Here is a 15,210-nt window from a genome sequence, read left to right on the forward strand (position 1 = left end):
CTCGGCCAGTCGACTCGTACCGTTGGCGGTTTTGCGGCGCGGACCCGGTCCGTTCGCCGATCCTGGCCGTATGTCCCTTTCCTACCCCACGGTGACCAGCTGAGATGACCGACCTGCCCCGATCCGACGCCGCAACGACCCCCGCCCCGGCGGGGTCACCAGACCTGCCCGAGCTGGACGAGTTCCTCGCCGACCAGACCCGGACGCTGCTCGACACCGCCCGCCGCTCGGTCCGGCCGGAGGGCGGCTTCTGGTGGCTCACCGACGACCGCACCCCGGATCGCGGAGAACCCGTCCACACCTGGATCACCTGCCGGATGACCCACGTGGCTGCCCTCGCCCACCGAAACGGTGACCCGGACGCCGCCGCCCTGGTCGATCACGGGATCGCCGCGCTCAACACGCTGCTGCGTGACGACCGGTACGGCGGCTGGTTCGGCGCGGTGGACCAGCAGGGAGTGCCCGTCAACGATCGCAAGGCCGGCTACGACCACGCGTTCGTGCTGCTCGCCGCCTCCAGCGCCGCGCGCGCCGGACGCCCCGGCGCGGACCGGCTGCTCGCCGACGTGCTGGCCGTCGTACGGGACCGGTTCTGGGACGACGACGCCGGCGCTGTCCGCGAATCGTGGAACCGGGACTGGACGGTCACCGAGGACTACCGGGGCGCCAACAGCAGCATGCACATGGTCGAGGCGTTCCTCGCCGCTGCCGCCGCAACCGGTGACGCGAGGTGGGCCGACCGGGCCCTGCGGATCGCCACCCACCTCGTGCACGGTGAAGCGGCCCGACACGACTGGCGGCTGCCCGAGCACTTCACCAGCGACTGGACGCCGCTGCCCGACTACAACCGGGACCAGCCCGCCGACCCGTTCCGGCCGTACGGCTCCACGATCGGGCACTGGCTGGAGTGGGCCCGGCTGCTGCTGGAGTTGGAGGCCGTGCTGCCGCAGCCACCCCGCTGGCTACTGGCCGACGCCCGTGCCCTGTTCGCCGCCGCCGTGCGACGCGGCTGGGCGGTCGACGGCGCGGACGGCTTCGTCTACACCATCGACTGGGACGACCAGCCGGTCGTGCGCTCCCGGATGCACTGGGTCCTCGCCGAGGCCATCGGCGCGGCGATCACCCTGGGTCGCCGTACCGGTGACGCGGTCTACCTCGACTGGTACCGGGTCTTCTGGGCGTACGCCCGCCGCAGCCTCATCGACCAGACCGGATGGCGGCACGAGTTGGACGCACAGAACCTGCCCGCCGACACCGTCTGGCACGGCCGGCCGGACGTCTACCACGCCTACCAGGCGGTACTGCTGTCCCGAGCGGCCGACGGGCTCGGCGGCCCCGGCCCGCTCGCGCCGGGGGAGGTGGCGGCATGATCGTCGTCGCGGGTGAGGCGCTGATCGACCTGGTCGTCACCGCCGAGGGGCAGCGCGCCGTCCCGGGTGGTTCGCCGGCGAACGTCGCCGTCACGCTGGCCCGGCTCGACCAGCCGGTACGACTGCTGGCCCGACTCGCCGACGACGACTACGGTCGGCAACTCGTCGAGCACCTGAGCGCCAATCGGGTGGACCTGGGGTGGGCGGTACGCGCCGCGGAGCCCACATCGGTGGCGGTGGCCACTCTGGACGCCGCCGGGCAGGCCAGCTACGAGTTCCGGCTGGCCGGCGCGGCCGACTGGCAGTGGACGCCGCAGGAGTTGCCCGAGCTGGCGGGGTCACCGGCGATCGCGCTGCACAGCGGGTCCCTCGCGCTCGCATTGGCACCCGGCGCGCAGGCGCTGGAGGGTCTGCTCGCCCGAGAACACCAGCGGGACGGGCTCACCGTCTCCATCGACCTCAACCTGCGGCCGAGCATCGTCACCGACCGGGCGGCGGAACAGGAGCGGGTACGCCGGCAGGTTCGCGTCGCGCACCTGGTCAAGGCCAGCGACGAGGACCTGGCCTGGCTCTACCCGGACCGTTCGGTGGCCGACGTGATGACCGAGTGGCGTACCGCCGGTGTGTCCTGCGCCGTGGTGACCCGGGGCGGGGACGGCGCCTGGCTGCTCGCGCCCGACGGCTCGCTGCACGAGGAGCCGGCGGTCCACACGACGGTGGTCGACACCGTCGGCGCCGGCGACTCGTTCACCGGTGGCCTGCTGGCCGCGCTGGCCGACCTCGACGCGCTCGGCGACCGCCCCGCCGACCGGCTCGCCGCGGTGACTCCACAGCAGTGGGATGCGGTGCTCCGGCAGGCCGCAACGGTGGCCGCCCTGACCTGCGCCCGCCGAGGCGCCAACCCCCCCACAAAAGCAGAGGTCGAAGCCCTCCTCACCCCCGCGCCCTGACCGCCCACCTTCCCCGCGATCTTGCACTTTCTGTCCCGGCAAAAGACGCGATCCGCACAATTGGCCAACAGTAAGTGCAAGATCGCGGGGGCAGGGCAGGGCAGGGCAGGGCAGGGCAGGGCAGGGCAGGGCAGGGCAGGGCAGGGGTTAGGTCAGGCCTCGTTTGAGGAGTCTGGTGGGGAGGACCGTCGTGTCGGGTGGGGTGTCGTCTCCGGCGATTCGCTGGAAGAGGCGTTCGGTGGCCACCTTGGCCAGCTCTCTCGTGTCGTAGGCGACGACGGTCAGCGGCCGGGGCATCAGGTGGGCCAGCTCGAAGTCGTCGAAACCGACCAGCGCGGCGTCACTGCCCCGCCGGTGCAGCTCCTGGAGCGCGCCGACGGTGAGCCGGTTGTTGGCGCAGAAGAACGCGGTGGGCGGCTCCGGGAGGTCGAGCAGCGCGGCGACGGCTCGGCCGGCCTCCTCCGGGGCGATGAGCCGCTCGCGGATCAGCGACTCGTCCGGCTCGACCCCGGCGGCGTCCAGCGCCGACCGTGCTCCGGCCAGCCGCTCCCGCATGGTGGGCACGCTGGGCGCGCCGAGCAGCAGCCCCACCCGTCGGTGCCCCTCGTCGAGCAGGGCGCTCACCCCGGCGTGGCTGCCACCCCGGTTGTCCAACAGCACGGCGTCGGCGTGCAGCCCCTTCGGCGGCCGGTCCAGGAACACGACGGGCATGCCCAGCTCGACCTCGCGGCGCAGGAACGAGTGGTCCAGGCCCGCCGGCACCACCAGCAGACCGTCGACGCGGCGTTGGGTGAAGTCCTGGAGCAGGGCGCGTTCCCGCTCCGGGTCCTCCTCCGACGATGCGGTGATCAGCATGGTGCCGTGGGCGGCGGCGATGTCGGCGGCGACGCTGGCGATGGTCGCGTAGAACGGGTTGGCGATCTCCTCGATCAACAGCCCGACGGTGGCGTTGAGCTGCCGGGAGCGCAGGTTACGGGCGATGTCGTTGCGTCGGAAGCCCAGCTCGGCGATGGCGGCCAGCACCCGGCCGACCAGTTCCTGCCCCACCGGCTCGTCGTTCACGACCCGGGAGACCGTCTTCAGGCTGACGTCGGCCCGACGGGCCACATCGACCATCGTGGGACGCCGACGCACGGTCGGCCGGGTCGGGGTCTGGGTCACGGGATGGTCCTCCACGGCGGGCGCGGGTCAGCGGTCGAGGGCGGCGAGCGCGTCGACCGCTTTTCGGGCAGCGATGAGCACCGGATCCCAGACCGGCGCGTACGGCGGAGCGTAGCCCAGGTCCAGCTGCGTCATATCGTCCACCGTCATGCCGTTCCACAGCGCCACGGCCAGCGTGTCGATCCGTTTGGCCGCCTCGGACCAGCCGACGATCTGCGCGCCGAGCAGCCGACCGCTGGGGCGCTCGGCGATCAGCTTGACCGTCATCGGCCGTGCGCCCGGGTAGTAGCCGGCCCGGTTGGTCGACTCGGCGATCACCGAGACGAACTCGAAGCCGGCGGCGGTGGCCTCCCGTTCGCGTAGGCCGGTCCGGCCCACCTCCAGGTCGCAGACCTTCGTGACGGCCGTGCCGATCACGCCGGTGAAGGTGGCGTACCCACCGCCGATGTTGATCCCGGCGACCCGGCCCTGCTTGTTGGCGTGCGTGCCGAGCGGCACGTGCACCGGCAACCCGCTGACCCGGTGCAGGGTCTCCACGCAGTCACCGGCCGCCCAGACGCCGGGGTGCTCGGGCACCCGCATCCGGCGGTCCACCCGGATCGCGCCGGTCGGGCCGAGGGGCAGCCCAGCGGCCTTGGCGAGCGCCGTGTTGGGGCGTACGCCGAGACCCAGGACCACGACGTCGGTCGGGATCGGCCCCTCGGCGGTGACCACCGCGCAGACCCGGCCGTTCCGCTGTTCCAGGTCAACCACGGGCAGGCTGGTGCGGATGGTGACGCCGAGGCCGCGCATGGCCTCGGTGACCAGTTCGGCCATCTCGGCGTCGACGGTCGCCATGGGCTGCTCGCCCGCTTCCACCAGGGTCACCGTGAGGCCGCGTTGGATCAGCGCCTCGGCGATCTCGACGCCGATGTACCCGCCGCCGACCACCACGGCCCGGCGCGGCTGCGGCTCGGCGTCCAGCCAGTGCCGCAGTGCCGCACCGTCGTCGAGGGTCTGCATGCCGAACACGCCGTCCGCGTCGGTGACCGCCCACTGCGGCTTCACCGGCACCGCCCCGGTGGCGTACACCAGGTCGTCGAAGCGTTCGCGGACCTCGCCGCCGCCGGTCAGGTCCCGGGCCACGACCTCGCGGCGTTCCAGGTCGATGGCCGTGACCTCGTGGCGCATCCGGACGTCCATCGCGTACTCGGTGCGGAACGTCTCCGGGTCGCGGGCGATCAACGCCTCCGGGCCGGGCACCAGGCCACTGATCCAGTACGGGATGCCGCACGCCGAGTAGGAGGTGAAGTTGCCCCGCTCGAAGACCACGATCTCCAGGTCGCCACGGCCACGGCGGCGTCGGGCCTGGGACGCCGCCGACATTCCGGCGGCGTCCCCGCCGATGACGATCAGCCGTTGCGCCACGGGCTCATCTTGTCACGCGGTGATCAGCCGCGGGTCTGCCGTGCGACGTCCTGCACCACGTCGGTGAGTCGGCCGGTGCGCTCGAACACCGCACGCTGCCGCGCCGCGCCGCTGCCGTGCCGGCGCAAGCCGCCCAACAGGTCGTTCACCTCGGCCCAGTCGCCGTGCTGCTCCAGCGCCGGCCGCATCCGCTCCACGAACCGGTCCAACAGCTCCCAGGCCGGGCGCAGCTCGCCGTTCGTGACGTCGACGGCCTCGCCTTCCAGGCCGTCATGGGCGGCCCGCCAGTGCGCCCCGACCAGCAGGTGGTGGTCGGTCTGCAACGCCGGCCGGCCGGCCTCGACGTCCGCCATGGCGGTGGCGACGAGCGCCCGGACCAGCGCGGCGACCAGCACCGCGTCGTCCACCGACGGGCAGACGTCGCCGATCCGCAGCTCGACGGTCGGGTACTTCGCCGACAGGCGGGCGTACCAGTAGAGCATCCCCTCGTCGAGCATCACCCCACTGGAGATCAACTGGCGGATCAGCCGCTGGTAGTGCTCGTGCGACTCCAGGAACGGGGTCGGCGCCACCGACGGCCAGCGCTCCCACTCGACGGAGCGCCAACTGGCGTAGCCGGTGTCCTCGCCCCGGGAGAACGGCGAGTTGGTGGTCACCGCGTGCAGCATCGGCAGCCACGGCCGTACGTGGTTGAGGACCTGCACGCCGGTGTCCGGGTCGGGCACCCCGACGTGGACGTGCATGCCGTTGTTGCCGGGGCCGGGGACGAGCAGCCGGAACCGCTCGATCATCCGGTCGAAGCGTGGCTTGTCGACCACCGGTGGCACCGGGCCGTCGACCGGGCCGGTGCCGATGGCGAGCAGGCGTACGCCGGCCCGCTCGGCGGCGTCGGAGAGCGCCTTACGCAGGACGCCGAGGGAGTGCCGGATCGACGAGAGCTCCAGGCCGGGCGGGCTGCCGATCTCGATCTGACTGGTCTGGAACTCCCGCTCCACCTGCCCGCGAAGTTCGGCCGGCACCTGCTCCATGACGAGGTCCACGGCCGGAACCGCAGCGCCGGTGTGCGGGTCGACGAGCAGGAACTCCTCCTCGACACCCACGGTGAGCAACCCGGTGGCCGCAGCCCTGTCGCTGAGCGCCTCCGCCACCTGACCGGTCATCGACATCACCCGTCCGTTCCTACCGTTCGCGGTCCGTCCGCGTCGGTCCGTCGTTTGGTTACCCAACGTGGCGATGCCGGGAAACGTGGCGGCGGAACCTCTTGGCCCACGCGCCGGCGATCCGGCCGGACGACGTGACACGGCGTCCTATGCTGAGCCTGTGCCGGTGCCGCTGGGATTCCTCGGGTTCGCGTGGGTGTACGCGTTCGCCCAGCTCACACTGCTCGCGGGTCGGCCGGTCGACCTGCTCGCGGGCGCCGCGCTGACCGCGTTGGTGCTGCTCGCCGTGATGATGCTGGCGGCACGGGCACGCGACCGTTCGGGCGCACCCGGCGTCGGACCCCGTTGGGCTGGCCTGCGGGCCCGTTCCCGTGGTCGCCGAACGCCCCGCCAGATCGACCCGGATGCGGCCGGTCGACCCCGTCCCCGCGCTCCCGGGCACCCCTCGGCCGCGTAGCGCCCCGCCGCCGCGCGGCCGATCCCGCCGTCACCGGCCCCCCTTGCTGAGCGGACGCCGCCGGAGGGGAGGGCCTCACCGGAATCGGACCGAGGGGTTTCCCATGCTTGCCTTCGCACCACTGCACGACGCTGTCGCCGCTGCCGGCACCGCGCTGTCCTGGCTCACCGATCTGCTCGAACCGCTGGCCGGCGGCATGGCGACCGCCGTCGCCATCGTGCTCTTCACCGTTGCCATCCGCCTGCTGATCTCGCCACTCACCGTGGTGCAGGTCCGCGGCGAGCGACGCCGCGCGGCCCTCGCCCCGCAGGTGCGTGATCTCCAGCGGCGGTACGCCGACGACCCGGCCACGCTTCAGCGCGAGGTGTTCGCGTTGTACCGGGAGGCTGGGGCGAACCCGATCGCCGGCTGCCTGCCGTTGCTCCTCCAGGCGCCGTTCCTGCTGGTCCTGTACCGGCTGTTCACCACCAGCGAGGGTGGCACCGGGCTGCTGGAGGAGCGTCTCGCCGGGGTGCCCCTGGGTCACCATCTCACCGACGGGCTGACCGGAGCGGCCGGTCCGCTCTTCGCCGTGTTGCTGGCGGTGTTGGTGGCGGTGGCCTGGTGGTCGTCCCGGCGGGCCCGTCGGGCGTCGGCGGCGGTCGGCACGGTGGCCGGTACGCCGACCGAGGGACCGGGGGCGGCCGTGCTCGGGCGGCTGCTGGCCCTGCTGCCGTTCACGACCGTGCTGGTGGCGCTGGTGCTGCCGCTCGCCGCGGTGATCTACCTGGTCACCACGAGCGTGTGGTCGGCGGCTGAGCAGGCGGTGCTCCGGCGGCCGCAGGCGGTGTCGGCGAACGAGGAAGTAGATCGACGTTGACAAATGTCATGGCGGAGGCGTACAACCCTGAGAGAGCGCTCTCTCAACCCGTCTCCGCAGAGAGGCACGTCCATGACACCTCCGTCGGCGGCCCCCGCCGCCCCACTCGTCCGACGCCGGCTGCGGCTGGCCTCCGTCCTGCTCGTCGCCACCACCACCGTCCTGGCGGGCGTCACCGTCACCGCCCAGGCGGCCGTGCCGCCACCGCCGACCGGCTGGAGCACGGTCTGGAGCGACGACTTCACCGGCGCCGCCGGAAGCCTGCCGTCATCCGCCAACTGGATCATCGACACGGGTCACAGCTATCCCGGTGGTCCGGGCAACTGGGGCACCGGCGAGATCCAGAACTACACCGCCAGCACCGCCAACGTCAGCCACGACGGTGGTGGCAACCTGCGGATCACACCGCTGCGCGACAGCGGCGGCGGCTGGACCTCCGCCCGCATCGAGACCGTGCGCAGCAACTTCAAGGCACCGTCCGGCGGCGTGCTCGCCATCGAGGGCCGAATCCAGATGCCGAACGTCACCGGCGCCGCGGCCGCCGGATACTGGCCGGCGTTCTGGGCCCTCGGCGCGCCCTACCGGGGCAACTACCAGAACTGGCCGGGCATCGGTGAGTTCGACGTGATGGAGAACGTCAACGGCGTCAACTCGGTCTGGGGCGTGCTGCACTGCGGTGTCGCGCCGGGCGGGCCGTGCAACGAGTCCAACGGCCTCGGCGCGTCCCGGGCCTGTCCGGGTTCGAGCTGCCAGTCCGCGTTCCACACGTACCGGTTCGAGTGGGACGCCTCGATCAGCCCACAGCAACTGCGCTGGTACGTCGACGGGCAGCTCTACCACACCGTCACGTCCAGCCAGGTCGGCGCGACCGCCTGGTCGCAGATGACCTCGCACCAGGGCTACTTCCTGCTGCTCAACGTCGCGATGGGCGGGGCCTTCCCGAACGGCGTGGCCGGCAGTGGCACGCCGACCGCGGCCACCGTTCCCGGTCGACCGATGCTCGTCGACTACGTGGCGGTGTACCAGCGCGGCAATGGCACCACCCCGCCGCCCACCACGCCGCCGCCCAGTGGCACGAGGGACGCGTACGCCCAGATCCAGGCCGAGTCGTTCAACGGGCAGAACGGCGTGCTCGTCGAGGCGTGCTCGGAGGGCGGGCAGAACATCGCCGCGCTGCGCAACGGTGACTGGGTGCGCTACGACAATGTCGACTTCGGCTCCGCCTCGCCCCGCGACTTCGTGGCCCGGGTCGCCTCCGGCGCGGCTGGTGGTGCGAGTGGCCTCGTCGAGGTGCGGGTGGGCAGCCCGACCGCGACGCCGATCGGCAGCTTCGCGATCGGCAACACCGGTGGGTGGCAGAGCTGGCGTTCGGTGCCCGGCAACGTGGGAGCGGTGACCGGCCGGCACTCCGTGTACCTGACCTTCACCAGTGGTCAGCCGAACGACTTCGTCAACGTCAACTGGTTCACCTTCCGTCGCTGATCGACCCCCTCGGGCCGCCCGCCGCGCGATCACGCGACGGGCGGCCCGATCCTTCCGCGTCGACCCCTGGACAGAAACAGTTAACTGTCTTAATAATTAGCGGCAACGTTGACGTCCATAAATGCCCGTCCGGGCCCGGAGGGTCGCATGAAACGCTCCAGATCCCTTGTCCTGTCCCTCGTCACCGCCCTCGCGGCCACCCTCGGCGCGGCCTGGGTGGCACTGCCCGCGTACGCCGCCGGTGCCACCGCCAGCTTCGTCAAGACCGCCGACTGGGGCTCGGGCTGGGAGGGGAAGTACACGATCACCAACGGCGGCAGCTCGACCATCAACGGCTGGAACCTGACCTTCGACCTGCCGTCCGGCACCACCCTCGGCAGCTACTGGGACGCGTTGCTCAGCTCCACCGGCCAGCGGCACACCTTTACCAACAGGTCCTGGAACGGCACCGTCGCCCCGGGGGCGTCGGTCTCCTTCGGCTTCCTGGCCAGCGGCTCCGGTTCGCCCAGCGGCTGCCAGCTCAACGGCGCGTCCTGCGGCGGCGGCACCCCACCCACCACGCCACCACCCACCACGCCGCCCCCGACGACGCCCCCGCCGACCACCCCACCGCCGACCGAGCCGCCCACCGGTGGGTTGCCCAAGCACCTGCTCACCGGGTACTGGCACAACTTCGACAACCCGGCGGTCGAACTGCGGCTGCGCGACGTCCCCACCGAGTACGACCTGGTGGCGGTGGCCTTCGCCGAGGCCACCTCGACGCCCGGCGCGCTCACCTTCGGCGTCGACCCCGGACTGGCCGCCTCGCTCGGCGGCTACACCGACGCGGACTTCACCGCCGACGTCCGCACCCTGCACAGCCGGGGCAAGCGGGTGATCCTCTCCGTCGGCGGCGAGACCGGCCGGGTCACCGTGAACAACGCCGCCTCGGCCACCGCGTTCGCCGACACGGCCGCCGCGCTGATCGCCAGGTACGGCTTCGACGGGATCGACATCGACCTGGAGAACGGACTCAACCCGACGTACACGGCGCAGGCGCTGCGCGCGCTGCGAGCCAAGATCGGATCGGGCCTGATCATCGCGATGGCGCCGCAGACCATCGACATGCAGAACCCGGCCGGCGGCTACTTCAAGCTGGCGCTCGACATCAAGGACATCCTCACCGTCGTCAACACCCAGTACTACAACTCCGGCGCGATGCTCGGCTGCGACCAGAACGCCGCGTACGGCCAGGGCACCGTGAACTTCATCGTCGCGTTGGCCTGCATCCAGTTGGAGGCCGGGCTCCGTCCCGACCAGGTTGGCCTCGGCCTGCCCGCCGGAGCTGGGGCGGCCGGTGGCGGCATCGTCGCGCCCAGCGTGGTCAACGCCGCCCTGGACTGCCTGGCCCGGGGCACCAACTGCGGCAGCTTCCGCCCGCCGCGCACCTACCCGGGCATCCGGGGCGCGATGACCTGGTCGGTGAACTGGGACGTCAGCAACGGCAACGGCTTCGCCAACACGGTGGGACCGCACCTGGACACCCTGCCCTGACCGCGGTCGCCGGCGTCCGGTCAGGACGCCGGCGGCAGGCGGTGACGCGGATCAGCGACCGGCGGTCACCGACCGCCGGTCGTCGCGACCCCGGCGCTTGCGGACCTTACGGACCACCCAACTGACCACCATCACGACGAAGACCGCGGCGATGGCGTAGTTGAACCAGTCGCTGTAGCGCTCGACGTCCTGCCAGCGGCTCCCCAGCGCGTAACCGGCCCCCACGATCAACCCGTTCCACACCCCACTGCCGATGGTGGTGAGCAGGATGAACTCACCCAGCGGCATCCGGTTGGCCCCGGCCGGCACGGAGACCAGGCTGCGGACCACCGGCACCACCCGGCCGATCAGCACCGCCCACCGGCCGTGCCGCTCGAACCACTTGTCGGCCTTCTCCAGATCGTCGCTGTCCACCAGGGGAATGTGGTCCAACCAGCGCTTGAGCCGCTTCTCGCCCAGCGCCGCGCCCAGCCAGTAGAGCACCAGCGCGCCCACGAGCGAGCCGACCGTCGCGGCCAGCACCACGACGAGGACGTTGAACTCGCCCTCGTGCGCCAGGAAACCGGCGAGCGCCAGCACGATCTCACTGGGAATCGGCGGAATGATGCTCTCCAGCGCCACCAGCAGCGCCACTCCGACCGGGCCCATCGCCTCGATCACCGAGGCCACCCAGCCGGTCAACCCGGTGAACTCGGACGGGTCGCCAGCCTGGGCGTACGCCATTGTCGTCCTTCCGGTCGGCGGTCGGGGATCGGAGGGTCATACCCACCGGGGCCCGACCTACACCTCCGGGTGCAGCGCGGTGTCCGCCGGCCCCTGCCGCCAACCAGTGAACACCACTGTCAGGCCGGCGCGGGACGGAGAACAGCAGAACGGGCCGGCGACGGCCTCGGCCGCCGGGTCCAGCGGAGCGAGCCGGACCAGTCGCCACGGCTCGTCGTCGACCCGGGCGCGGACGGTCAGCGCGTCCCCGGCCCGGCTGACCCGGACGGTCACCTCCCGGCCCGCCCAGTCCGGCACCGGCCCCACCGACCAGTCCGAGAACTCCCGGGTCACCACAGCGCCGAGCTGCGCCTCGCCGTCGCTCACCTCGACACCCGCCTTGGTCCAGGTGTGTTCGTCGACGCGGACGAACGCGCCGGCCTGGTCGAACTGCGCCGAGAAATCGAGCCGGAAGCTCACCTCCATGGCAGCGCCCACCGGCAGCGGCGCCAGCAGGGCCGGGCCGTTGTCGTGCACGAAGCCGTAGCTGGTCCGCCGCCAGAAGTCGCTCTCCGCCGCCGGCTCGACCACCAGTTCGCCGGCCGGGCCCTGCTCGACGCGGACCGGCGGGTGCAGCCAGCTACCCCGGGACCAGTCCAACAACTCGCTCGGCGGTACGAGGTCGTTCTCCATGACGGGCACGGTAACCCACGGCGGTCGCCGGTCGGTCCGGCTGGTTTGCCACGGTGATCAACTGGAGAGATTTCTTCGGCATGGGTGACCGTTGGTATTCCGAAGCCGTCGTCTACTGCCTCGACATCGACACGTTCGCCGACTCCGACGGCGACGGGGTCGGTGACATCCGTGGCCTGATCGGAAGGCTGGACTACCTGGCCCGCCTCGGCGTCACCTGCCTGTGGCTGCACCCGATCCACCCGTCACCCAACCGCGACGACGGCTACGACGCCACCGACTTCTACAACGTGGACCCGCGCTTCGGCACCCTCGGCGACTTCGCCGAGCTGCTGCACCAGGCGCAGAACCGGGGCATCCGCGTGATCATCGACCTGGTGGTCAACCACACCTCCGACGAGCACCCGTGGTTCCAGTCCGCCCGCTCCTCGCCCGACTCGCCCTACCGGGACTGGTACGTCTGGTCCGACACCGAGCCGGCCGACCGGCACCAGGGCATGGTCTTCCCGGGCGAGCAGGACGAGACCTGGAGCTACGACCGGACCGCCAAGGCGTGGTTCTACCACCGGTTCTACAAGTTCCAGCCGGACCTCAACTTCGCCAACCCCCAGGTCCGGGCCGAAGTCAAGAAGATCATGTCGTTCTGGCTCCAGCTCGGCGTCTCCGGCTTCCGGATGGACGCGGTGCCGTTCATCATCGAGCTGACCGAGCCGGGCAACCCGAACTCCCCGAAGGACTTCGAGTTCCTCACCGAGATGCGCCAGCACGTCCAGTGGCGTCGCGGCGACGCCGTCCTGCTGGCCGAGGCGAACGTCGAGCCGGACCAGCTGCCGACGTTCTTCGGTGACGCCAGCGGTTCCGGCAACCGGATCCACATGCTGTTCGACTTCATGCTCAACGGGCGGCTCATGCTCGCCCTGGCCCGCGAGGACCCGGAGTCGCTGATCGAGGCGCTGCGCGACACCCCGAAGCTCCCGGTCGGCGGGCAGTGGGCCACCTTCCTGCGTAACCACGACGAGATCGACCTGTCCCGGCTGACCACCGAACAACGCAACCAGGTGTACGCGAAGTTCGGCCCGGACGAGAACATGCGCATCTACGACCGGGGCATCCGTCGCCGGCTCGCCCCGATGCTCGGCAACGACCGGCGGCACCTCGAGCTGGCGTACGCCCTGCAGTTCTCCATGCGCGGCACGCCGGTGCTGCGCTACGGCGAGGAGATCGGGATGGGCGAGGACCTGTCGCTGCCCGGCCGTGAGGCGATCCGTACCCCGATGCAGTGGTCGTACCAGCCGAACGCCGGCTTCTCGACCGCGGACCCGGAGAAGCTGGTCCGTCCGGTGATCGACAAGGGTGAGTTCGGCTACCAGAACGTCAACGTCACCGCCCAGCGCGGCGACTCGAAGTCGCTGCTCGCCTGGTTCGAGCGCATGATCCGTACGCTGCGCGAGGCCCCGGAGATCGGCTCCGGCTCGACCACCCACATCGACGTGGCGATGCCGGCCGGAGTGCTCGCGCACCGGGCCGACGGGCCGACCGGCACGATGGTCTTCGTGCACAACCTTGGCACCGAGGATGTCGAGGTTGACCTCAGCAGCCTTGAGCCGGAGGCCGACCTGCCGATCGACGTGCTGGCCGACCGTGGCTACGGAGAGCTGGGCAAGCTCGGCGCGGTCAGGGTCTCCGGCCACGGATACCGGTGGATTCGCCTATGCCGGGGTCGGGGGTTCTGACGCTAAGCTCCTCCGATCACCCCAAGTTACCCGGAGGTAGTCATGTCGGAGGAGCCCCGCGTCGCCATCGTCACCGGAGCCGCGCGCGGTATCGGCGCGGCCACCGCCCGGCGGTTGGCCGCTGACGGGATGGCCGTCGCCGTGGTCGACATCGAGGAGGCGGCCACCAAGGAGACGGTGGACGCCATCGCCGGGGCCGGTGGCCGGGCGCTCGGAGTGGGCGCCGACGTGTCCGACCGCGACCAGGTCGAGGCGGCGGTCAGTCGCGTCGCCGCCGAGCTGGGCGCGCCCACGGTGCTGGTCAACAACGCCGGCGTGCTCCGCGACAACCTGCTGTTCAAGATGACCAGTGCCGACTGGGACACGGTGATGGGGGTGCACCTGCGCGGCGCGTTCCTGTTCAGCCAGGCCGCCCAGAAGCACATGGTGGACCGGAAGTGGGGGCGGATCGTCAACCTCTCCAGCACCTCCGCGCTGGGCAACCGGGGCCAGGCGAACTACGCCGCGGCCAAGGCCGGTCTCCAGGGCTTCACCAAGACGCTCGCCATCGAGCTGGGTCCGTTCGGGGTGACGGTGAACGCCGTCGCACCCGGCTTCATCGTCACCGACATGACAGCGGCCACCGCCGCTCGGATGAAGGTCGACTTCGACGACTTCCAGAAGCACGCCGCCGCCGAGATCCCGGTCCGCCGCCCAGGCCGCCCGGAGGACGTCGCGCACACCATCTCGTTCCTGGCGAGCGAGGGCGCCGGCTTCGTGTCGGGTCAGGTCATCTACGTCGCGGGCGGCCCACGGGACTGACCCGTACCCCCGACGAGGGCGCTCCGGCACGTGGCCGGCGCCCTCGTCCGCGGGTCAGGCGGGTGCGCGGCGGGTGCGCCAGAGCCAGATCAGGCCGAGCACCGGCAGCACCAGCGGGATGTAGCCGTACCCGCTGCCGAACTGCGACCAGACCGTCTCGTCCGGGAAGAGATCCTTGTCGACCAGGCTCAGGACGCCGACCGCGACCACCCCGACCAGCTCCACCGAGCAGCACGCCAGCGCGACCCGACGGCCGGCGTGCCCGGCGCGGGCCAGACCCACCGCCGCCACGATGTAGATGAGCGCGGCCAGCCCGGAGAGCAGGTACGCCACCGGCGCCTCGTCGAACTTGGTGGCGATCTGCAGGCCCGCCCGACTCGTCGCCGCGATCGCGAAGAGCAGGTAGACGGCGATCAGCAGCCGACCCGGACCGGAGTTCGTGCGCTGCCGAGCCGATCCTGTCTCAACCACCGAGCACCTCCCAGGTCTGCTGCAACCGGACCACCACCACCGGGGCCACCAGGCAGACCGCGCACACGATCGCCGAGCCCCAGCGGGTCGGTTCCATCCGGGCCAGCACCCAGGCCAGTGGCGGCAGACACACCAGCGTGACCAGATAGCCGAAGAAGGCGCCGGGCTCGCCGGGCCGATCCCCGCCGCCGACCGCGACGAGGGCCAGCACGCTCAACACCAGCAACGCCACTTCGAGTACGGCCAGACCGACGAACTGCACCCGGTCCGGCGGCCGGTGGCGTATCGCGGCCACCAGCGCCCACACCGCCACGAGCAGCGACAGCACGATCGGCACTGCCGCGACGATCCCGTCCACCGGCGAATCGACGCCCGCGCTGGTCACCGGCACCACCCGGTCGTTGCCTCGGTCACCGGCACAGCCTACTAAC

Annotated in this window: 15 protein-coding genes; 8 read left to right on the forward strand and 7 right to left on the reverse strand. The window is 71.5% G+C overall.

The genetic code is table 11. The annotated features are described in order from the left end of the window. Window positions 1-104 precede the first annotated feature (104 nt). Together AB0877_RS08765 and AB0877_RS08770 are read left to right on the forward strand one after the other, a co-directional pair. A complete protein-coding gene (locus tag AB0877_RS08765; protein ID WP_366607994.1) occupies window positions 105-1,370 on the forward strand; it encodes an AGE family epimerase/isomerase in 1,266 nt (421 codons plus the stop codon). Next, window positions 1,367-2,320, forward strand: a complete 954-nt coding sequence (locus tag AB0877_RS08770; protein WP_366607996.1) for a carbohydrate kinase — start codon at window positions 1,367-1,369, stop codon at window positions 2,318-2,320. The genes AB0877_RS08765 and AB0877_RS08770 overlap by 4 nt, the downstream gene beginning before the upstream one ends. A 147-nt stretch (window positions 2,321-2,467) precedes the next feature. Here the strand turns inward: AB0877_RS08770 and AB0877_RS08775 are convergent, their stop codons facing one another. From AB0877_RS08775 to AB0877_RS08785, 3 genes are all read right to left on the reverse strand, one after another. Continuing rightward, window positions 2,468-3,436 carry a LacI family DNA-binding transcriptional regulator gene (locus AB0877_RS08775; protein WP_366608136.1) on the reverse strand — a complete coding sequence of 323 codons (969 nt, stop codon included), beginning with the start codon at window positions 3,434-3,436 and terminating at the stop codon, window positions 2,468-2,470. 72 nt (window positions 3,437-3,508) lie between these two features. Then, window positions 3,509-4,888 (reverse strand): FAD-dependent oxidoreductase, encoded by a 1,380-nt coding sequence (locus AB0877_RS08780; protein WP_366607998.1) that lies wholly within the window; start codon window positions 4,886-4,888, stop codon window positions 3,509-3,511. Between the two features lie 23 nt (window positions 4,889-4,911). After that, window positions 4,912-6,048 carry a glutamate--cysteine ligase gene (locus AB0877_RS08785; protein ID WP_366608000.1) on the reverse strand — a complete coding sequence of 379 codons (1,137 nt, stop codon included), beginning with the start codon at window positions 6,046-6,048 and terminating at the stop codon, window positions 4,912-4,914. Window positions 6,049-6,208: 160 nt separating this feature from the next. Between AB0877_RS08785 and AB0877_RS08790 the strand changes: the two genes are divergently transcribed. From AB0877_RS08790 to AB0877_RS08805, 4 genes are all read left to right on the forward strand, one after another. Further along, complete coding sequence (locus AB0877_RS08790; protein ID WP_366608002.1) at window positions 6,209-6,505, forward strand: DUF6412 domain-containing protein; 297 nt, start codon at window positions 6,209-6,211, stop codon at window positions 6,503-6,505. A 103-nt stretch (window positions 6,506-6,608) separates the two neighbouring features. After that, complete coding sequence (gene yidC, locus AB0877_RS08795; protein ID WP_366608004.1) at window positions 6,609-7,364, forward strand: membrane protein insertase YidC; 756 nt, start codon at window positions 6,609-6,611, stop codon at window positions 7,362-7,364. 72 nt (window positions 7,365-7,436) lie between these two features. Continuing rightward, window positions 7,437-8,846, forward strand: a complete 1,410-nt coding sequence (locus AB0877_RS08800) for a carbohydrate-binding protein (protein ID WP_366608006.1) — start codon at window positions 7,437-7,439, stop codon at window positions 8,844-8,846. A 147-nt stretch (window positions 8,847-8,993) separates the two neighbouring features. Then, complete coding sequence (locus AB0877_RS08805; RefSeq protein ID WP_366608008.1) at window positions 8,994-10,379, forward strand: cellulose binding domain-containing protein; 1,386 nt, start codon at window positions 8,994-8,996, stop codon at window positions 10,377-10,379. A 51-nt stretch (window positions 10,380-10,430) separates the two neighbouring features. On the opposite strand, the gene AB0877_RS08810 is transcribed toward AB0877_RS08805, so the two are convergent. Both AB0877_RS08810 and AB0877_RS08815 read right to left on the reverse strand, forming a co-directional pair. Next, the gene (locus AB0877_RS08810; RefSeq protein ID WP_366608010.1) at window positions 10,431-11,102 is read right to left on the reverse strand and encodes a DedA family protein; all 672 of its coding nucleotides are present in this window, start codon (window positions 11,100-11,102) and stop codon (window positions 10,431-10,433) included. Window positions 11,103-11,159: 57 nt separating this feature from the next. Then, on the reverse strand, window positions 11,160-11,774 hold the full coding sequence (locus tag AB0877_RS08815; RefSeq protein WP_366608011.1) for a DUF1349 domain-containing protein: 615 nt from the start codon (window positions 11,772-11,774) through the stop codon (window positions 11,160-11,162). A gap of 80 nt (window positions 11,775-11,854) precedes the next feature. On the opposite strand from AB0877_RS08815, the gene AB0877_RS08820 reads away from it, so the two are divergent. Then, on the forward strand, window positions 11,855-13,507 hold the full coding sequence (locus AB0877_RS08820) for an alpha-amylase family protein (protein ID WP_366608137.1): 1,653 nt from the start codon (window positions 11,855-11,857) through the stop codon (window positions 13,505-13,507). Window positions 13,508-13,549: 42 nt separating this feature from the next. After that, entirely contained in the window at window positions 13,550-14,308 is a 759-nt protein-coding gene (gene fabG, locus AB0877_RS08825) for a 3-oxoacyl-ACP reductase FabG (RefSeq protein WP_366608012.1), read from the forward strand. Window positions 14,309-14,362: 54 nt separating this feature from the next. Here fabG and AB0877_RS08830 read toward each other — a convergent pair whose 3' ends face one another. Continuing rightward, the gene (locus tag AB0877_RS08830) at window positions 14,363-14,779 is read right to left on the reverse strand and encodes a hypothetical protein (RefSeq protein ID WP_366608013.1); all 417 of its coding nucleotides are present in this window, start codon (window positions 14,777-14,779) and stop codon (window positions 14,363-14,365) included. Further along, complete coding sequence (locus AB0877_RS08835) at window positions 14,772-15,164, reverse strand: hypothetical protein (protein WP_366608014.1); 393 nt, start codon at window positions 15,162-15,164, stop codon at window positions 14,772-14,774. Before AB0877_RS08835 ends, AB0877_RS08830 begins: the two co-directional genes overlap by 8 nt. Window positions 15,165-15,210 lie beyond the last annotated feature (46 nt).

This window comes from Micromonospora sp. NPDC047644 (assembly GCF_040704315.1).
GTDB lineage: Bacteria > Actinomycetota > Actinomycetes > Mycobacteriales > Micromonosporaceae > Micromonospora.

Excerpts from the sequence above, each read along its gene's own strand:
- AB0877_RS08765 (WP_366607994.1), top strand. The coding sequence starts at position 105 with ATGACCGACCTGCCCCGATCCGACGCCGCAACGACCCCCGCCCCGGCG.
- AB0877_RS08770 (WP_366607996.1), top strand. The coding sequence starts at position 1,367 with ATGATCGTCGTCGCGGGTGAGGCGCTGATCGACCTGGTCGTCACCGCC.
- AB0877_RS08775 (WP_366608136.1), bottom strand. The coding sequence starts at position 3,436 with ATGGTCGATGTGGCCCGTCGGGCCGACGTCAGCCTGAAGACGGTCTCC.
- AB0877_RS08785 (WP_366608000.1), bottom strand. The coding sequence starts at position 6,048 with ATGACCGGTCAGGTGGCGGAGGCGCTCAGCGACAGGGCTGCGGCCACC.
- yidC (WP_366608004.1), top strand. The coding sequence starts at position 6,609 with ATGCTTGCCTTCGCACCACTGCACGACGCTGTCGCCGCTGCCGGCACC.
- AB0877_RS08800 (WP_366608006.1), top strand. The coding sequence starts at position 7,437 with ATGACACCTCCGTCGGCGGCCCCCGCCGCCCCACTCGTCCGACGCCGG.
- AB0877_RS08805 (WP_366608008.1), top strand. The coding sequence starts at position 8,994 with ATGAAACGCTCCAGATCCCTTGTCCTGTCCCTCGTCACCGCCCTCGCG.
- AB0877_RS08810 (WP_366608010.1), bottom strand. The coding sequence starts at position 11,102 with ATGGCGTACGCCCAGGCTGGCGACCCGTCCGAGTTCACCGGGTTGACC.
- AB0877_RS08815 (WP_366608011.1), bottom strand. The coding sequence starts at position 11,774 with ATGGAGAACGACCTCGTACCGCCGAGCGAGTTGTTGGACTGGTCCCGG.
- AB0877_RS08820 (WP_366608137.1), top strand. The coding sequence starts at position 11,855 with ATGGGTGACCGTTGGTATTCCGAAGCCGTCGTCTACTGCCTCGACATC.
- fabG (WP_366608012.1), top strand. The coding sequence starts at position 13,550 with ATGTCGGAGGAGCCCCGCGTCGCCATCGTCACCGGAGCCGCGCGCGGT.